Genomic DNA, 17,165 nt, shown 5'->3' on the forward strand with positions numbered 1-17,165 from the left:
TTGGAATTAGTTGGAGTTTTCTGAAAAACTCTGGCATTTGTTGGATTTTTTCCAACGGTGTGGCAAAAGGTCGGCCAAGTCTAAATCGTAGTTGTTGTTGTACAATGAGATTCTGGTAAATACATCGGTCAACCATTCCCGGGGATTCACATCACTGGCTTTACAGCACCCCAGCAGGGAATACATGATGGCAGCATTCTCTGCCGACTCATGATTGCCACAAAACAAATACCCCTTTCTTCCTACGGCCAGTGGCCTGATGGCATTTTCGGCCAGGTTGTTGTCAGGCAGGTAGCGGCCATCCAAATGATAGCGGGACAGACGCATAAAAAGATTGTAGGTATAAGCCAGCGCTTTGCCCATTCTACCACCCGGCAGCGCTTTAGGGTAATATCCTTCAATCCATTTTTCAAAGGCACGCATAATTGGATAGGCCAGCCGTTTTCGAAGTTCAGCTCTTTGCCGGAAATCCATTTCCTGGTCAGTGGCCATTTCTTCAACTTGATAGAGTTTGGCTATTTGTGCCAATGCATACCCTGCTCCGGCTTTGTCTTCGGGAAGACTTTCGGAGAATTTGCGGCGCGCATGCGCCCAGCAACCCAGGAGCAAAACACCTTTCTTTTGCTCATAGATTGAGTATGCCTGATAACCGTCGGTTTGAACAGCTCCCTGGTAATTTTTCAAAAGATCAACCACTACTTTCCCGGCCCGGGAGCCTTTATCGTAGTGAAAGAAAACAAGGTTGTCCATTACCGAGCGGACCATCCACAGGTAAGCTTTACTGGCTTTGTGCTTTTCGTTATTGATAACCGGGATGGTGTTTCATCAACCTGGATGTAGTCGGATGCCAGAATGAGTTCTTTTAAGCGAAGATAAAGCGCCCGAAGTAAATCGCTGCTGCCCTGGAACCAACCATTAACCGTTGATGCGGGCAATCTTACCCCGACCATCTTTAATATGGCAATCTGACGGTGAAAAGGCAGGTGGTAAAAATATTTGTTCATCATCAGCTCGGCCAACAACGAAGGGCCGGCATTGCTTCGGGGTAAAGGCAATAGTGGCATGGATGCAATACGGATAGCCGGGTTTTCCTTCCGGTCCTGTTCATTCGTAATATTTTCTTCTCCTGCTGATTGCTTTACGGCGTATTTTGGGCGTTCTATCCGGCGTACATAAATCTCGCCGGGTTTGTGTTCAAGTATTTCTGTTACTTCCTCGCCAATGCGTACCCAGTTATCCTGGACTCCTTCGGGCTCTATTACTTCTATCTCCCGTCTGAGGTGGTCTGGAAGCGGCTGGCGAACAGCGTTCTTTTTCTCTCTTTCAGGCTTGCGCCGTTCATACTCGATTAACTCTTTCTCTGCATCTTTTATGGCGATCTGTTCTTCAGAAAGTACATCCAGGCCATCCCAGTCAATCTTTCTTTGATTGGGATCTTCTGCAATATGCTTTTCGCTGGATTTCCCAAAAAACTTGTGGCGAAACCAGGCCAGCTGATCGGTAAGCTTATGGATTTGCTGGTCTTTTTGAGCTACGACAACCTCTAATTTCTGATTTTTGGACTCCAGGGCTTCCAAGGCCCCGTTATCGACTTTTCGCAACCGGGAAAGCTCCTGGAACAGCTCATCACGTTCCTGAAGAAGCTCCTGGATTAACACATCTTTACCGGTTGCAAAATCGCTCATTTACCACTGTTTGATTATGAGCGTAAAGATAGTAAAATCAAGGCTTTCAGCCAATTTTTGGTGCCTGAAAAAAACTAAAAAAGTGCTTCGCTTTGTCGCTTTTTCAAGAGCCTTTTTTTAGGCTTCACATTTTTTACAATCATCATTAAATCGTGCCAATCAATGGACTGAGATGTGAGGGCTTCACCGAAGGTGGGAAGCTTAAAAACCCCACTTTCAAGCTTCTTGTGATAGATAACCAGGCCACCGTGCTCCAGGTGCAGAATCTTCATGATGGTGAGTCTTCGGTTGACAAAAATGAAAACCTCACCGCTTTGAACATCGCGTTTCATGACCGAGCTTACTATGCCACTGAGGGTGTAAAAGCTTTTGCGCATATCCACCGGTGCCGGATAAAGAAAGTACTTTAGCTTACCATGTAAATGAAACATCCGGCTCTAATCAAACAGGTGAACAATTGCTTTTAGCAAATGCATATCGGCCTTATCTCTTATCATCATTTTTGTACCGTTGGGAAACACAAACTCGATGGGAGCCTGATTGCCTGGGATACCGGAACTATTGATGGGAGCCTGGATTGTCCGCCGACTGGCAACCGGTAAGTTGGAATCAAAGACCAGCGGAACAAAACTCTCGGGCTGATGCCGCGACATCTCACCCAATTGTTTCTTCCAGTAGTAGAATGTGGAAGGGGCAAAGCCCTGGTTGGAACAAAAGTCCTTTACGTTCAAGCCCGACTCCTGATACTCCTGGAAGAGCCTCTTAAATGTTGATAGTGTCATCCTCATTTTTTTCCATCAAAGAAACGGCGAGATCCCCTGGCTGGCAATATGTATTACGCCGAATGCTTACTACTCATCAGCATAAGCTAACACTTAAATCACTGATTATCAATTCAATACAAAGATAAACAAAAACTCTAAGTTACTTCAAATTTTTGCCTTTTTTGTATCATTTTTTGCTGATAATTTCGTAACCAAATACAAAAACTCAAACGACTTTTTGTATGAAAGCACAATTATCCAAACGACTTTTTAGTTGAAGTCGTTATTCGATCTTGTGCGAAGAGAATACCATCTATTTGAGTCATTTAAAATTTCTATGAAGGAGTAATGCCAATCTTTGGCAGCATGGGAAAAGATTGTCCATGTGACGAATTTTGAAAATCTTTCCAAAAATCTGTCACTGGTCAAAGTTGAAATACCTGGCGGGATATCATGATGAATCGGCAGAAGTCTATAAGGCTGTTTTAATGCTCTCCAGAATAAAACCTTATCGAAAATGTCGATCATATTCGACAAAAACAAAGATAAAATGTCGTTTCAGTTCGACAAATAAAGATATTTTACGATAATACCTGCCTTAAAAAGAGAATAAATCAGAACCAGGAAATGATGGAATAACCAATATTTGCTTTCCCGGATAGTGGTTAGCATGAAGTGAATAAAAGGAATTATTTAATTTGCTTTTATGACGAAAATGTTATAACTTTACGAATGCAAAGCATTTATGCTTTGCATTCGATAATTTATCCTGTCTTCACATTTTTTAAGCTATCATTATCTTCATAATCGAGGATTCTTAAACGATCAACAAACATTTGTTTTTGTGGTAAATATTCATTAACTTTGGGTGTCGAAAGCATGCATGCTTTCGACACCACTACCTATTCTCAATCCCTTGACTTTCTAAGGTGTTGCCAATCAGAATCATAGATTATTAAAAAATAGCATAAAATAGTTGTTTTTGTGGTGATAATTCGTTAAATTTGTATATGAAAATCATATATGATTTTCATATAACTAAATGGCCAGAAAGAACAAGCTTGATTTAAGTCTACCTGCGATTGAAGGATATTTCGATAAGGAGTCAGTAAAATCTTTCACTGAAAAGAAATTCAGTGAAATTCTCAATAAGAATAGCCATGCCTGGAGTATTCAGCCAAATAGAAATACACGTCGGGTATTAGACTATCTTTTAAAACGAGAGATGTTGGTGAAAAACAGTTTTATAAATGATTCCAATGAAGTTAAACTTATTTATTCATGGAAAACACAAGATGAATATACTGTAATATCGGGATTAAAAAGTGATTCTTATTTCGCATACTACACTTCATTATTCTTGCATCAGCTTACCCTACAAATACCCAAAACTGTCTATTTAAACTTTGAACATAAAAGTGAAAAAAGGTCAAATGACAGTGAAACTAATTTGACACAAGAAGCGATAGATAATGCTTTTAATGGAAGCCAAAGAAAGAGTTCTTTAACTTTTTCCTTCAACGATAAAAAGATTGTTTTAACAAATGGAAAGTTTACGAATAAATTGGGTGTGGTAAAGCGGCAAAATAATAATCAATGGTTTGAGTATACAAACCTGGAAAGAACATTAATTGATATAGCAGTAAGACCAGTATATGCAGGTGGCGTGTTTGAAGTTATTGAAGCGTATAAAATCGCAAAGGAAAAGTTGAATGTGAGGAGGATGGCGAAGTATCTTGAAAAGCTGGACTATATTTATCCATATCACCAGGTTATAGGGTTTTACTTAGAAAAGGCTGGTTATGCAGATCGAGATGTCGAATCCTTTAAAAAGGAAATGAAGTTCAACTTTTATTTGACCTATGATATTCGAAAAAGGGAATTTTCGGAAAAATGGAAGCTGTATTATCCTAAGGGGATATGAGATAGATGTCCAAGCTGTTCTATAACAAAATCAAAATAGAAGTCATAGTCTTTTAAATTTTCTTTCTCGCTTACTGTATCTATAACGCTATCCCAACTCTGCCTGTGTAATTCCCGTTGGTCTGCAATTTTGTTGATAAAATTTAAAGGGACACGTTTAGCATCAAAAATATGACTGCAAAGTTCAATATTTTCAGGTGTTTTATAGTCGATGGAAAATGATTTTGTCAAATTATAAATATCATAAAAATCTCTTGCCCTTGACTTTGGGGTCATACTGAAGACAATTTCTCTGTATTCCGGAGCCTGTTGACAGAGTGCCCTTAGCTTTTCCAAAGCTAGCATCTCAGGAGAATAAACATAGACTACTGATCCTTCAAGGTCCTTTGCTCTTTTCCCTGCAACATATTCATATTTGCTTATGTCAACAGTAAACTTTGTAGAATTGTCTGATTGTATAGCAAGTGCATTTCTACGGATAGATTCTAAATCACCATTGAAAGAGTCAAATCTATCTTTTTCAATGATTTTAAATTCCAACAGGTAACCTCCCCAAAATGATTTTACCGCATCATTCATTTTTTGTGGTTTGTCACTAATGCGAACATCAAAAACAACCAAATTTTCTTTAGAAAATTCACTTTCCAACAAGAAACGCATTTGATTTAGAAGTCGTTGTCTTTCTTCATCGGTAAAATCAGTCTCCATTGAGAAGTCTATATCGATACTTCCTCTATCAGTTATGTCATATGCCAAACCTAGCGCATTTCCTCCTTTTAAAACAAGTATTCCCATTAATATATCATCAGCAACAAGAGCCGATATTGTCAGTCGCTTAATTCTTTGTAGAGTTTCTATGTTTTTCATTTAATACTTATAAAGATGAAGGATACTACCCCAAATGTAACTGTTTCAATTCAGTTTTTAATAAGATTTCAGTTTAGGCGAACTATAGTTGTCTTTTTAATTTGGCTCAGTTATTCAAAAGGCATCGGTCTGTCATACCCATCCCGGAGCTTCATAAATTCTAAATGAGCTGTGGTAAGATTTGATGACATGTAAATACTTTCCTCCCTGACCTTTTTGAGGAGTAAAAAGACTTAAAAAATGGGTCTTTTCTTTCCTTGAAATGTAATTCGAACAATGGACATCATGAAAGGTAAAGCAAGATATCTATAGGATTAGCACCAACAGGAATATCAAATTTCGAAATGGGCGATACTAAATTATTCTTTTTGAGTTTTATTAAACCCATTCAAATCTTCTTTCAGCCTTTTAATAAAATGCTCCCCATCATCATCCCCGGAAAGAAACCAATCGACCCGGTGTGCATAAATCTCTGCTATTCTCAAATTCCTGATGGCATTTTTAAATTCTTTAACGATTTCCTCCGGATATGTAGTAAAAAATTTCTCCTCCGGATACTGTTCGTACCAATCAGGGGAGGCCATTAATTCATCTTTTGGAATTTCTTTACCCATATTATTCAGTATCGCCTGAATTTCATCGGCTATATAGCCAATTTTATACTGATCATATTCAAAGGTCCTCCCGACATGATTTTTAGTTTTAGTTTGATTCGGCAAATTATAAAAAAATCACTACTGAACGGGGAAAAAAATAAATAGGGGTTACTCCCCGAAGGTTTGGCCCCATGTTGTAAGTTTGTTTTGCGAAAAAACTTCAACATGAGCAAAAATACAGAAATAAATTTTGTCGGACAGCCGATTTTCAAACAAGTGATTAGTTTAATAGAGGGCATCAGTTTGACCAGTATAGTAAAGAAGCACAATGCTGATTATTACTATAAAGCTTTTAAGGCAAAGACACATTTGATCACGGTTCTCTTTGGCATCTTTAGCCGGTGCGACTCGATGACCGAGATATGTGAAGGGCTGCGGGCTTTGGGCGGAAAGCTGAACCATTTGGGGCTTGAAGAAGCGCCAGCCAAAAGTACCGCTTGCGATGGGATGCGCAACCGGGACAACAAGTTCTTTGAAGATGTTTATTTTAAATTGGTACACCATTATCAAAGTTTTTTGTCGGACAGCCGAACCTTTGGCCTCACCTTTAAAGAAGTCTTACTGATCGATTCGACCACGATCCGGTTATTCAGTGATATTCTGAAAGGAGTTGGACGCAATCCCAAGAACGATGGCAAAAAGAAAGGCGGGCTAAAGGTTCATATGCTCATTGATGCAGTACAATCGGTTGGACGGTTTATTAAAATAACCGAAGCCAAAGTACACGACAAAAACTTTTTGAAGGAACTGGAACTGATCTCGTACAGTATGGTTGTTTTCGACCGGGCCTATAACTATTACCATCAGTTTGCCTTGTGGACAAGTAAATCGGTCTTTTTTGTTACCCGGATCAAGAAAAATGCCCTTTATACGGTCATTGAAGTGTTGCAGGAACATCAAAAACAGAAAGGAAAAGCAATGGTACTTCGGGAGGAAATCATAGAAATTGAGTACTCTCCTGAAGATGAAAATGGCAAAAAACAAACAAAGCAGAAGAAAACCCTTCGCCTGAAAAAAGTATGCTATCAGGATGAAAAGAACCGGTATTATGAGTTTATCACCAATAGCATGGATAGTACGGCCGAAGAAATAGCGTTCTTATACAAAAAACGGTGGGGCATCGAGCTGCTGTTCAAAAAAATGAAACAGAACTTTCAGCTTCATTACTTTTACGGGGAAAACGAGAATGCCATTCGCACACAGGTTTGGTGCACCTTAATTGCACAATTGCTAATGACAGTGATTCAAAAGATGGCCCAAACAAAAAAAGCATTTTCAGTTGTGGCTTCGTTAGTTCGCATACATCTGATTAGTTTGCTTGATGTATTTGAATTGCTTCGAAGTACTAACCGAGAATACTTGAAACAAAGAGGGTCACCAATATCAAATATGCAAACCAGTCTTGCTTTTTAGCAGGGGGTGACTTTTGAAATAGAAATAATAACAATTGATTATCATGCAATTAAAGATCAAAAATCTCAAATCTGCATGTTAGTCGGATAATAGTGTAAAAAAATATGAAGTGCTTTTCTAATTTTTCAGAATCCATAGTTTTGGACTTTTAATGGATGCCTTTTAATTCCTTGAGTGGACAAGGGAGACCCAGACAAAATATTGAACTCAAACTTAAAACATACAAGGTATATTTTAAGATAATATATTAGCCATTTTTGTCATTTTTAATTATATTTGGATAATATTTTATCCAAATATAATGTACTCCCTAGAACCAACCCCATTGGAAGTAAGTAAAGCCTTGGCTGAAAGGCATCGCACTTTACGAAAGCAGTTAAAAATGTCGCAGGAGGAAATGGCCGAACGTTCGGGTGTATCCCTGGGCAGTTTAAAGCGCTTTGAAAACACCGGGAAAATATCGATGGATTCTCTGCTGAAACTGATGCACCTTCTGGGACGGTTAAATGAATTTGACAACCTCTTACTTCCAAAGGAAAGCCTCGACGACGTTAAGAAACTATTTACAGAATAAGCAATTACCCATGACCGGTATCAATAAATTATTCGTATCGCTTCTCCTAGGAGGAAATAGCTTTGAAGTTGGGGAACTGGTGCTTTCCGACCAAAAGATCTATTTCAGATACAATTCCGATTTTCTGAAAGCCGGGCTTAATCTTTCGCCTATAAAACTCCCCTTTTCAGCTGATATAGTAAGTGCCGATAAACAACCATTTGACGGGTTGTTTGGTGTATTCAACGATTCATTGCCCGACGGCTGGGGCAGGCTTTTGCTTGATCGCACCTTGTCTGCCAAAGAGATTGACATTGCAAAGATAACTCCACTGGACAGGCTCGCGTATGTCGGATCACGGGGAATTGGGGCTCTTGTTTACAGACCGGAAATCAAACCGGAAAAGACAACGGACCCTATTCCCGAACTGGACATTATTGCCGCTGAAATGAACCACATACTTCAGGGTACGAGCTCTGAGATTATCGAGGAACTGTTTATCCTCGGAGGCTCTTCCGGCGGTGCCAGGCCAAAGATTTTTGCCACATACAATCCATTGACCAACGACCTGATACATGGGTTGGACAACATACCGGAAGGCTATGACGAATGGATCATCAAATTCCCGTCTTCTTCGGATAACAGGGAGATTGCCACTATTGAATTTGCCTATCACAAAATGGCCCTTCTTGCAGGCATTGAAATGAGCGAATGCCGTCTTTTCAAGGGAAAATCAGGACAGGTATATTTTGGGACAAAGCGGTTCGACCGGGTAGCGGGTAAACGTCTGCATACACACACCGCATCCGGCCTTATGCACGACAACTTCAGGATGAGTACGATGGATTACGGACATCTGATGGATTGCGCTTTCAGGTTGGAAAAGCATGTGAAAGTTTATGAAAAAGTTTTCAGGCTGGCAGCTTTCAATGTGTATTCCCATAATCGGGATGATCACAGCAAGAACTTCTCGTTCCTGATGAACGAACAAGGGGAATGGCAGTTTGCCCCGGCCTATGACCTGACCTTTTCATACTCCGGCTATGGGTTTCACAGTACCATGATAGCCGGGGAAAGTAAAAATCCGGGACGAAAAGAACTTATGAAACTGGCCACACATTTCGGATTGAAAAATGCAGGGTCCATCATCGAAGAGGTTCAGGAGGCCATAAGCCAATGGGGAGCAATTGCCAGTGAACAGGGCATTACCAAAGAAACAAGAAATACGATTCAGTCAGCAATGGATAAGATCAGGGATTAAGGGTTTTCGCTTGCTTAGTTTTGTCCTTCGAATCCCTATCAAAAGCCACCAGATTAAGCTTCTCTTTTTTTTATGGTGATATATCTGCCGATGCTGTCTGGGATAATAGCAATGAATGTTTTAATGATGCAACTGGTTGTTTAATTCATTCATTAATATTGCATTTGCAGAATATAAGAGTAATAGCACAACGGAACATAAGAGTAATTGTACTGCATGAGGAAATGCAGATGAAAGTGATGATGTTATAATTATTGGTGTCATAATTAAAGCTACGCCATGGATATCACTGATTTTACAAATTTTATCGGTTCTTTAATAATCAAAAACTGATTGGATCCCGATGCGCGATAAATTAATTAAGTTTCATTTTGAAAGATATGATCGGAACGAAAGATAGATGACTTAGCAGTTTTTACACAAATAGTTGATTATTTTTCGATTATCTGTGCAGAATTAACTGAAATTTTGAAAAAAGTTTCCATAAAAAATGCTTTTTTTTAAACCATCCAGCCCTTTTCAGAAGTATTTGAGGGCAGGTTTGTTCTTTCACCAAAATCCCGGATTAGTATCATTGAGTAAAAGTTTTTATGATCGACTTCAAACAAACTATATTTCCATAATGCACTATTTTTGCTGCAAAACAGAAACAAAACAATTGAGTTTCTATAATCTTAACAAAAAGTCTGGACTATAACAAGATGTCAAAGTTATACAGGCTATCTTTTAATTTCAGTGCCCATGCACAAACATATTCTCATTTTTTTTGCTCGTTATCAACAGCAAATGATAATATACATATCTGATGATAATATGGAATCCGGTCAGTCAGATATCCGCAACAAAACACTTTGAAGCAGTCGGTTATATTCTATAAATTGGCAGCAAACTAAAAATAGCGCCAAAATTTTGATGATAATTATAAAAGATAGCCTTTCACTTTGTCCAGTTTATTACGTAAAAAACTGGACAAATATATCTTTGTGTGGAAAAACAAAGCGAATTGAATCACACTGAAAACGAAACAAATACATCAAGATAATATTCTATTTGATCAGATTCACCTAAAGGAATTTTATAAATGAGGTGGCAAAATTCACAAACATGGATTACTACACGACTTCGGTTAATTGGCAAGGCTTTTTAAGTATCTATAAAACCTTTACATAAAGAAGGTATCTCTTAGTATCATTATGCAAATATTATCACTTTTCAATACTTTTTGTATAAAACAACTAAAAAATAAAGGGTTGACTTTTCAAGATAAGTTCTGATGAATTTTATCAGTTCAGAAAAATACATATACACATGAATTTTGATTTTCATTCAGGGTTCATATTTCATTTGCGATTTACTACTCATTTCGTAGTAAATTACAAATGATGGAAAAATATCACTGGTGTCTATTAAAAAATGTTAATTCAATTAGAAGTCCAAATGCAGTTGGCAATCGCTATCATCATAGGCCTTATTTTCCCTCGGAGCCAAGAGTTCTTGAATGGGATCCTTGACCAGCAGGGAATTACCAAGGATACGCATGACCTCCACAACAGGTCTGCCCAGTTTGAGGTCGTGTTCAATAATAGCGACAAGACAGTACGTGATGATGGCGACATGTATCTGTATGCGGACCGCATTCTCGGATTCTCCCCAAAAGGATTTGACACGGAGATGCTGCTTGATCCATTTGAAAAACAGCTCCACCTGCCATCTGTAACGGTAAAGAAGAGCAATTTCATTTGCTTTGAGGTAGAAGTTGTTGGTGTAGTAGGTGAAGGCCCTTCCAAGGTCAGGGGCATAGAATACGATGCGTCTGAGCGAAACCGGATAGTTTCCACTGTTTCGCTTTCCTGTAAACCTAACCGTTTGGTCCCGCAGGACATTGTCATCTCCTTCAAGCATGTCATCTCCTTCCGTAATTTCATAATCAGGGCGGGACTTCTCCCGTATGATGAAGAAAGCTCCGGCCAGCTCAATTGCGTAGAGTCTGGAGAGATCAAAGTAGCCTCTATCAAACACATAGCAAGCGTGCCGTTCGTATGTAAACCAGTCCATAGACTTGGTGTCATGCACATTTGCATGGCTGATTCTGTAGAAGACCGGTATTTCAGTGGCAATATCAATCTGGGTATGAATCTTGATGCCAGACTTTGTGCTCCTAAACTTTGCCCATCTAAAGACCGACATGCACAGGTCGATGGTAGTGGAATCAATGGCATAGAACCTTCCGTGGAGTTCAAACTCTTTGGTGATACGTTTGGCCTGGGCAATAGACACAATGTAAAAGGCAAACTTCTCAAAGATCCCATGGTCTCTAAGGCTGTTTGCTTTGGAAAGAACGCTTCTGTTGATGGGAACCTTTCCAAACCCGAGGTGAAAAGATCTTTTGGCATGAGCAATAGTGACATCTGTGAGTTCTCTAAGACTATGGCAGCCTATGAGCTGGCCGTACATGATAACCAGCATATGGCTCCAGTAGGATGGTGCCATTCTGACTGTCCTGTCTTTGTGTTTTATTACCAGTCGTTCGAAGTAACGTTTCGGGAGAAACTCCACAATCTGTGCGAAAACATATTTGCCAACGTTCATACTTGTTCCAATTTGTACCTGAGTACAAAGGAACAAATTTCAAAAGGGCGACAAGGTTTTGAAAAGCTAGCATGCTGTGCATAAAACAGATATGAGGCATTTTAACAAAAATTAATAGACACTAGTGGAAAAATATTATGAATTAACTGTGGCATAATTTGATTTTTAAATGAAATACCAAGTCTGATATTCACGACCAAAAAAAAGAGGCGTTTCGCCCATAGAGCATCAATATTATGATAATAAATATACGAAAGGGCATGATCCTCCCCATTCTTAAATTCTTCCCATATATATTTATCTTCTTTCATAAGTAAAATGCAGGCTTCAAATGTAAATATAACTGTTTTAATAATAATCAAGCTTAGAACAAAAAGCAGGACTTGGCTAAATGAGCACGTTATCTTCCCTTTTTTCATTTAGGATAGCATTCAATTTTTCATATCTACTGATATTTTTGAATCCACAATACAGGTATGAATCAGTCCAATTATATTGATACGCCACTGAATCAAGAAATAAACCATTCATACATATAGCATCAATCGCATATAAAATAATTAGATCAAAGAATGTATATCTATATCTAAATACGATATAAATATACATTCTTTTTCAATATTTTGTAATGATTTTTTATTATTTATATTGGGATTTGTTATTATTGACTATCAAAATATAATGTTTATTACTATTGTAATGCAACATATCACATATGAATCGAATTAAACTAGTGCTTAAAGATCAGGGAAGAACCCAGACATGGTTGGCTGAGAAGATAGAAAAAAGTTATGTAGTTGTTACCAAATATTGTAATAATCATACACAACCTTCCTTGCCAGTACTCAAGAAGATCGCAGATGTTTTGGATATTGATATCCGTGAACTGTTGATTCCTACAAAAAAAGAAAAATAGTTTGAAGAATATTCTGATTAAAGCAATATTTCACATTCGTATTCAGGAATGAACTATCTATTAATGATCTCATTTATACAATTCTTTAACCACAATTTTTAAACATTCAACCTTGAAACAGGAATACGTTGCTCTAAATTCATGCAACCTTTTTGCTCAGATCAAATAAATATTTCGTATTTTTACACTACCAAACGACCAAAATACCACCAAAATTAAGGTGAGTAAAACGGTGAGTCAGACTGAGATTGTTCATTGCATACACATTGATAATAAACGACTTAAGGAGTAGGTTCAGGCTCCTGACAGGACAACAAAATGACGATTCAAAAAACTGCAAAAGCACTTAAAACCTTGATTTTAAGTGATTTTTCGTCTAAATGCGCTTCCTGATCCAATATTTTTCAGCGAACTCAACGTTTCAACTGGTGGACTCCAAGATCTACCGGCCCATCAACCGGCAACGGGTTGCCAAAGTAATCCGATGCCGGAGCGCCTGGTTCGGGGAAGACAGTCCCCCGGTTTATTGCCGGTGAAACGGCATTGATTTGGTAGCCATCCGGTCCGTTTCCAACTTTTAGGAAAAGCGGATCTTCATACACCGGGTTCTCCGAAACCGGCCAGTTGATGGTGGCATTCCCGTAACAGAGGTTATTAAAAAAATGATTCCCGGCGCTGTTTCCCAAACTGTATCCGTGATTGCTGCCGTCCAGGTAAAAAATATTGTTGTAATAACAGGTGTTTTCCGGGTTGCCGCCCCAGTCTTTGTGATAGATCATATGTACATCTTCCTGAAAGGGCGATAGGTAAAAGACATTGTTGTGAACGAAGGTGTTGGTTGCATTTCCGCCGACCTTAAAGGCATACTTCGATTCGCCGTCCCGCTCCGTCAGTCCTTCGCGTTCAAAAATGTTATACCTGACAATCGTGCGGTCATTAAATCCCCCGTAATTTTCGGGTCCGCCGGTTACAAGCATGCCAAAATCATTACCGTGTAAATAGTTGTATTGAATGATCGTGTTCTTTGTCCGGTAATCGCTGTCTATCCCTCCGGCGTCAGCGTCGTTCCGGTTTTTTTTTGTGAACCGCGATTCGTTAAATTGCCACACTGCTCCATCGGTATTAAAGTTGAAAGCCGCGTTCCCCGATCCTTTAATCCCGTTTTGGTGAAACAGATTGTGTTCCATCAGCGGGTTTTTGGCTACGCGGACAATCAGCGCGTTGGCGCCGGCCCGTTCAAATACATTGTTTCGGATGACGATGTTTAACGAGGGCGTCCAGTTTTCGTTCGTTGCAAGGGTTCGCTTGTCCCAGGAGCTGACATTCGACAATCCCGTACGGTCGACATCGTGTATGCGGCAGTTTTCAATCAACAGACCGTTAAAACAGGTTGGCACCCGGCTGCCGGTGATTTCAATAAATATTCCGCCATTATTTTTTGTTTTCTCATCGTTCTGGTTAATAGCGCCGTTCACTCCGTGAACATGAAGGTTGATTAAATGGATCTGGTTCACCTCTCCCAGATCTGTTGCAGTTATCCTCACCCCGGTTTTAGGGCTGTTGCCCGAAATAAGTTGAGGCGGGTTTATTGCCTGAAACCAGTCGGTTACATTCCGGCTTTCCCATTCTTCCAAACTGATCCCATTTTCTTCGGAAGCTGCATAATTGGTGATTTCCAGATCGCGAAGAACGAGATAGGCCGTGTTTTTTAAATGAACGGCATTTGCCACCCCCTGCCCGTGGATTGCAGGCTGCGGCCCTTCTCCGTATCGCCCGATTGTAACGGGCCTCCCGGCTTCCCCCGAGCCCGAAGGCTGCAAGCTTCCATACCAGTTTTGACCGGCCTTAAACAAGACTTGTGCTCCTGCACCAAACGTCTGTTTGTTGATGTGTTCGAGTGTTTTCCATGCAGTTGAGACTGACAGTCCGGAATGATTGTCATCGCCGTTTTCTGCATCCACATAGTAGGTACCGGTAAGTATGGCAGCGGGCAAGGCTTTGTCATCATTCGGGATAACAGGTAAGCCGGGCACCTGAGATGATGAGGAGCAGGCGGTAAAACCGGTCATGATCATGATGCAAAATACCGGCAGTTTGAATTTACCGCATGTCAGAATCAGTTGTTTCATCGATCAGTTTGTTGGGCGTCAAAATGTTTGATTAAATCATATACCTGAAGGTTGAATTCCGTCATCTTATCGACTGCATCCTGCCACACTTCGTACTCATTGTTCACAATACCTTTATTCGCATCGATATTCGACGGGTCAACACCTTTGGCTGTCGGGTCGTTGTCCTGGTATTTGAAATAATGCCAGCCCACACAATTGCCCGATTCCAGCAAGGCCAGGTTAAAGTTTTGATAAAACAATCCCCTGTCGCGTTGGGTGTGGACAATCCATCCGGCTCCGCTTTGATTAGGCATACCCGAGTCTTCACCTTTGGTATAATATTCGGTAATCAGGAAGGGTCTTCCGGTCCATTCGGTATAATTTTTCATATGCGTGGCATCCGGGGTCCAGTAGTTATAATAATTCACCGAGATGAGATCCAGGTATTTTCCCGCAGTGGCCATAAAACGTTGATTATTTCGTTCGCTGCCATAAAACCGTGTGCCCAGGTACATGTGATTCGGGTCGTACTTTCTGATCGCCGCCGATACGATGGAGAAATACCGGTCTGCCACATGTGCAAGAAATTCTTCGCGATGCTGATCGGTTATTTCGTCTTTAGCAATCCCTTTTGATTTTAACCAGTTTTTTGCACCGTGATGCCCGGCTTCACTTTCGGGAAGCGACAGGAAATCGTCGATAGCCGATAGTCGAAAAGGCATTTCATTGTCGGAAAAATGACCGAACAGGTTCGGATCGTCTTTGGTGGCCAACAATTGACCGGCATGCCTGTCGCAAAACTGTTCAAATTTAGGATCAAACACAAAGATGGCCTCGTTGGGATAACCGGTATGACCGGGTTTTTGATAGGTTCCCCCCCGTTCGCGGCCGTAAGCCGACATGAAATTCCAGTTAATGGTGTAAGCAAATGGTTCGTCAGCCTGTTTGTTCGCTTTGATGATTGCCGGATGATCGGACCACGAGCCGGCACAGTTAAAGCCCAACTGACGCAAAAGATTGATGGTGCTGTCCATCCAGTTTTCATTTGATCCAAACCTGCGTTGCAGCGCCTCCTGATTCCGTTCAGACCGGCCCCTGCTAATGCTGTTCAGCCCGATGTTGATGTACAAACAGCCTTCGGGATCAACAGCCCACCAGCGATGGCCAATCTTCCTGACATGAAAAAAACCGGTGGAATCAACGCGTTGCTCCATCCAGCCGCCGTACTGGCTTAACCTTGGCGTTGTTGTTGGCGCTGTATATGAAAGCAGATTTTCTATAGTCCGCGTTTCAAACGGTTCGTAAGCGTTATAGCTGCGTGAACCATCGGGGTGATATATTTTTCGTTGCGCCTCAACAATCAGGTATTCCTGATTTTTTTGCGTTGGCGCGGATGGCCGGCACGCTGCAACCAGGATTGTCGCAACAATCAATAACAAACAAGCAAATTTGTTTTTCATAACGCTTCAAATATTTTTAGTTAGCTTGGTAAACGCGCACATAATCGACCTCAAAAATATGAGGGAATAAGCTGTCGTCGATGCCTTGTTTTCCACCGAGTCCGCCTCCGATGGCCAGGTTCAGAATTAAATGAAACCGGCGGTCGAAAGGCCAGGCGGCTGATCCGTCAAATTCATTCCGAAAGGTAAAATAGTGCTCATCGTCCACATAACTGCGGATCTCCTGTTCGTCCCATTCCATACTGTAAACATGAAATTGGGTGGTTGCCGTTGGCAAATACGTTTTTTTGCCTGCCTGGGTCTTTTTAACATGGTTGTATTTGCCGGTATGGACGGTTGAAAAAACAGAATCGGGCATAAAACCAACATGCTCCATCATGTCGATTTCTCCGCTGTGCGGCCATTTTCCGTACTCGCCGTCGGTTGACAACATCCAGATGGCCGGCCAGGTGCCCCTGCCTGACGGAAGCTTTGCACGAACTTCAACCCGGCCGTACTTCCAGTCGCCTTTTTCTTTGGTTGTTAATCTGCCCGAGGAATAATTTTTTCCAAAGGTGGGTTCTTTCCGGGCGATAATTTTCAGGGTGCCGTTACTTACCCAAGTGTTTTCGGGCCGGGCCACCGGGTACCATTGTGCTTCATTATTTCCCCAGCCATAGGTATTTCCGCGAGTGTCGTAATTCCATTTGGTTGAATCAGGCAGGCCTTCATAATTAAATTCTTCCGACCATAGTAGCGTCCACTGCTTGTTTTGTCCGAAACCGTGTTGCCCACAAACCAAGAGCATTAATAAAATAATGTTTATCTGATATCTTTTCATCGAAGTATTTGTATTAAAAATCAGAGGATTTAAGAACCCCGCTAACACGAATACGAAGTCAAACTTACGCCGGGGGCCATAACTAAAAATTGTATGCAAATGGTAATTTAACATGAACTGCCGCCGGGAACAAATCCCGGTCAACAG

At 40.6% G+C, this 17,165-nt stretch carries 15 protein-coding genes; 5 read left to right on the forward strand and 10 right to left on the reverse strand.

Annotated features, from left to right (window positions below):
* Positions 1-6: 6 nt before the first annotated feature.
* From tnpC to tnpA, 4 genes are all read right to left on the reverse strand, one after another.
* On the reverse strand, positions 7-765 hold the full coding sequence (gene tnpC / locus AC6H3C_RS03995) for an IS66 family transposase (RefSeq protein WP_497516025.1): 759 nt from the start codon (positions 763-765) through the stop codon (positions 7-9).
* Entirely contained in the window at positions 750-1,685 is a 936-nt protein-coding gene (locus AC6H3C_RS04000; protein ID WP_497517301.1) for an IS66 family transposase, read from the reverse strand. The genes tnpC and AC6H3C_RS04000 overlap by 16 nt, the downstream gene beginning before the upstream one ends.
* A 74-nt stretch (positions 1,686-1,759) precedes the next feature.
* Positions 1,760-2,116, reverse strand: a complete 357-nt coding sequence (gene tnpB, locus AC6H3C_RS04005; protein ID WP_497515904.1) for an IS66 family insertion sequence element accessory protein TnpB — start codon at positions 2,114-2,116, stop codon at positions 1,760-1,762.
* Between the two features lie 6 nt (positions 2,117-2,122).
* On the reverse strand, positions 2,123-2,467 hold the full coding sequence (gene tnpA, locus AC6H3C_RS04010; RefSeq protein WP_497516013.1) for an IS66 family insertion sequence element accessory protein TnpA: 345 nt from the start codon (positions 2,465-2,467) through the stop codon (positions 2,123-2,125).
* 1,024 nt (positions 2,468-3,491) lie between these two features.
* Between tnpA and AC6H3C_RS04015 the strand changes: the two genes are divergently transcribed.
* Positions 3,492-4,373 carry a type IV toxin-antitoxin system AbiEi family antitoxin domain-containing protein gene (locus AC6H3C_RS04015; protein WP_497519395.1) on the forward strand — a complete coding sequence of 294 codons (882 nt, stop codon included), beginning with the start codon at positions 3,492-3,494 and terminating at the stop codon, positions 4,371-4,373.
* Here AC6H3C_RS04015 and AC6H3C_RS04020 read toward each other — a convergent pair.
* Together AC6H3C_RS04020 and AC6H3C_RS04025 are read right to left on the reverse strand one after the other, a co-directional pair.
* A complete protein-coding gene (locus AC6H3C_RS04020) occupies positions 4,355-5,239 on the reverse strand; it encodes a nucleotidyl transferase AbiEii/AbiGii toxin family protein (protein WP_497519396.1) in 885 nt (294 codons plus the stop codon). The two genes, AC6H3C_RS04015 and AC6H3C_RS04020, sit on opposite strands and share 19 nt — an antisense overlap.
* 359 nt (positions 5,240-5,598) lie before the next feature.
* Positions 5,599-5,853, reverse strand: coding sequence for a hypothetical protein (locus tag AC6H3C_RS04025; RefSeq protein WP_497519397.1), 255 nt, complete (start codon positions 5,851-5,853; stop codon positions 5,599-5,601).
* 207 nt (positions 5,854-6,060) lie between these two features.
* Here AC6H3C_RS04025 and AC6H3C_RS04030 point away from each other — a divergent pair, with 207 nt between their 5' ends.
* From AC6H3C_RS04030 to AC6H3C_RS04040, 3 genes are all read left to right on the forward strand, one after another.
* Entirely contained in the window at positions 6,061-7,308 is a 1,248-nt protein-coding gene (locus AC6H3C_RS04030; RefSeq protein ID WP_497517007.1) for an IS4 family transposase, read from the forward strand.
* A 301-nt stretch (positions 7,309-7,609) separates the two neighbouring features.
* Positions 7,610-7,882, forward strand: coding sequence for a helix-turn-helix domain-containing protein (locus tag AC6H3C_RS04035; protein ID WP_497519398.1), 273 nt, complete (start codon positions 7,610-7,612; stop codon positions 7,880-7,882).
* Positions 7,883-7,892: 10 nt separating this feature from the next.
* Positions 7,893-9,122: a type II toxin-antitoxin system HipA family toxin gene (locus tag AC6H3C_RS04040; RefSeq protein ID WP_497519399.1), complete on the forward strand. Its 1,230-nt coding sequence runs from the start codon at positions 7,893-7,895 to the stop codon at positions 9,120-9,122.
* A 1,425-nt stretch (positions 9,123-10,547) separates the two neighbouring features.
* Here the strand turns inward: AC6H3C_RS04040 and AC6H3C_RS04045 are convergent.
* On the reverse strand, positions 10,548-11,711 hold the full coding sequence (locus AC6H3C_RS04045) for an IS4 family transposase (protein ID WP_497515873.1): 1,164 nt from the start codon (positions 11,709-11,711) through the stop codon (positions 10,548-10,550).
* A 715-nt stretch (positions 11,712-12,426) separates the two neighbouring features.
* Here AC6H3C_RS04045 and AC6H3C_RS04050 point away from each other — a divergent pair.
* Complete coding sequence (locus AC6H3C_RS04050; protein WP_497519400.1) at positions 12,427-12,627, forward strand: helix-turn-helix domain-containing protein; 201 nt, start codon at positions 12,427-12,429, stop codon at positions 12,625-12,627.
* Between the two features lie 413 nt (positions 12,628-13,040).
* Here AC6H3C_RS04050 and AC6H3C_RS04055 read toward each other — a convergent pair whose 3' ends face one another.
* Genes AC6H3C_RS04055 through AC6H3C_RS04065 form a run of 3 tightly spaced genes read right to left on the reverse strand, consistent with a single transcriptional unit; the run spans position 13,041 to position 17,018 of the window.
* A complete protein-coding gene (locus tag AC6H3C_RS04055; RefSeq protein WP_497519401.1) occupies positions 13,041-14,756 on the reverse strand; it encodes a hypothetical protein in 1,716 nt (571 codons plus the stop codon).
* Positions 14,753-16,198: an agarase gene (locus AC6H3C_RS04060; RefSeq protein WP_497519402.1), complete on the reverse strand. Its 1,446-nt coding sequence runs from the start codon at positions 16,196-16,198 to the stop codon at positions 14,753-14,755. Before AC6H3C_RS04060 ends, AC6H3C_RS04055 begins: the two co-directional genes overlap by 4 nt.
* Before the next feature lie 16 nt (positions 16,199-16,214).
* Entirely contained in the window at positions 16,215-17,018 is an 804-nt protein-coding gene (locus tag AC6H3C_RS04065; protein WP_497519403.1) for a glycoside hydrolase family 16 protein, read from the reverse strand.
* Positions 17,019-17,165: the final 147 nt, after the last annotated feature.

The sequence above is a fragment of the Gaoshiqia sp. US2 genome (genome assembly GCF_059705485.1).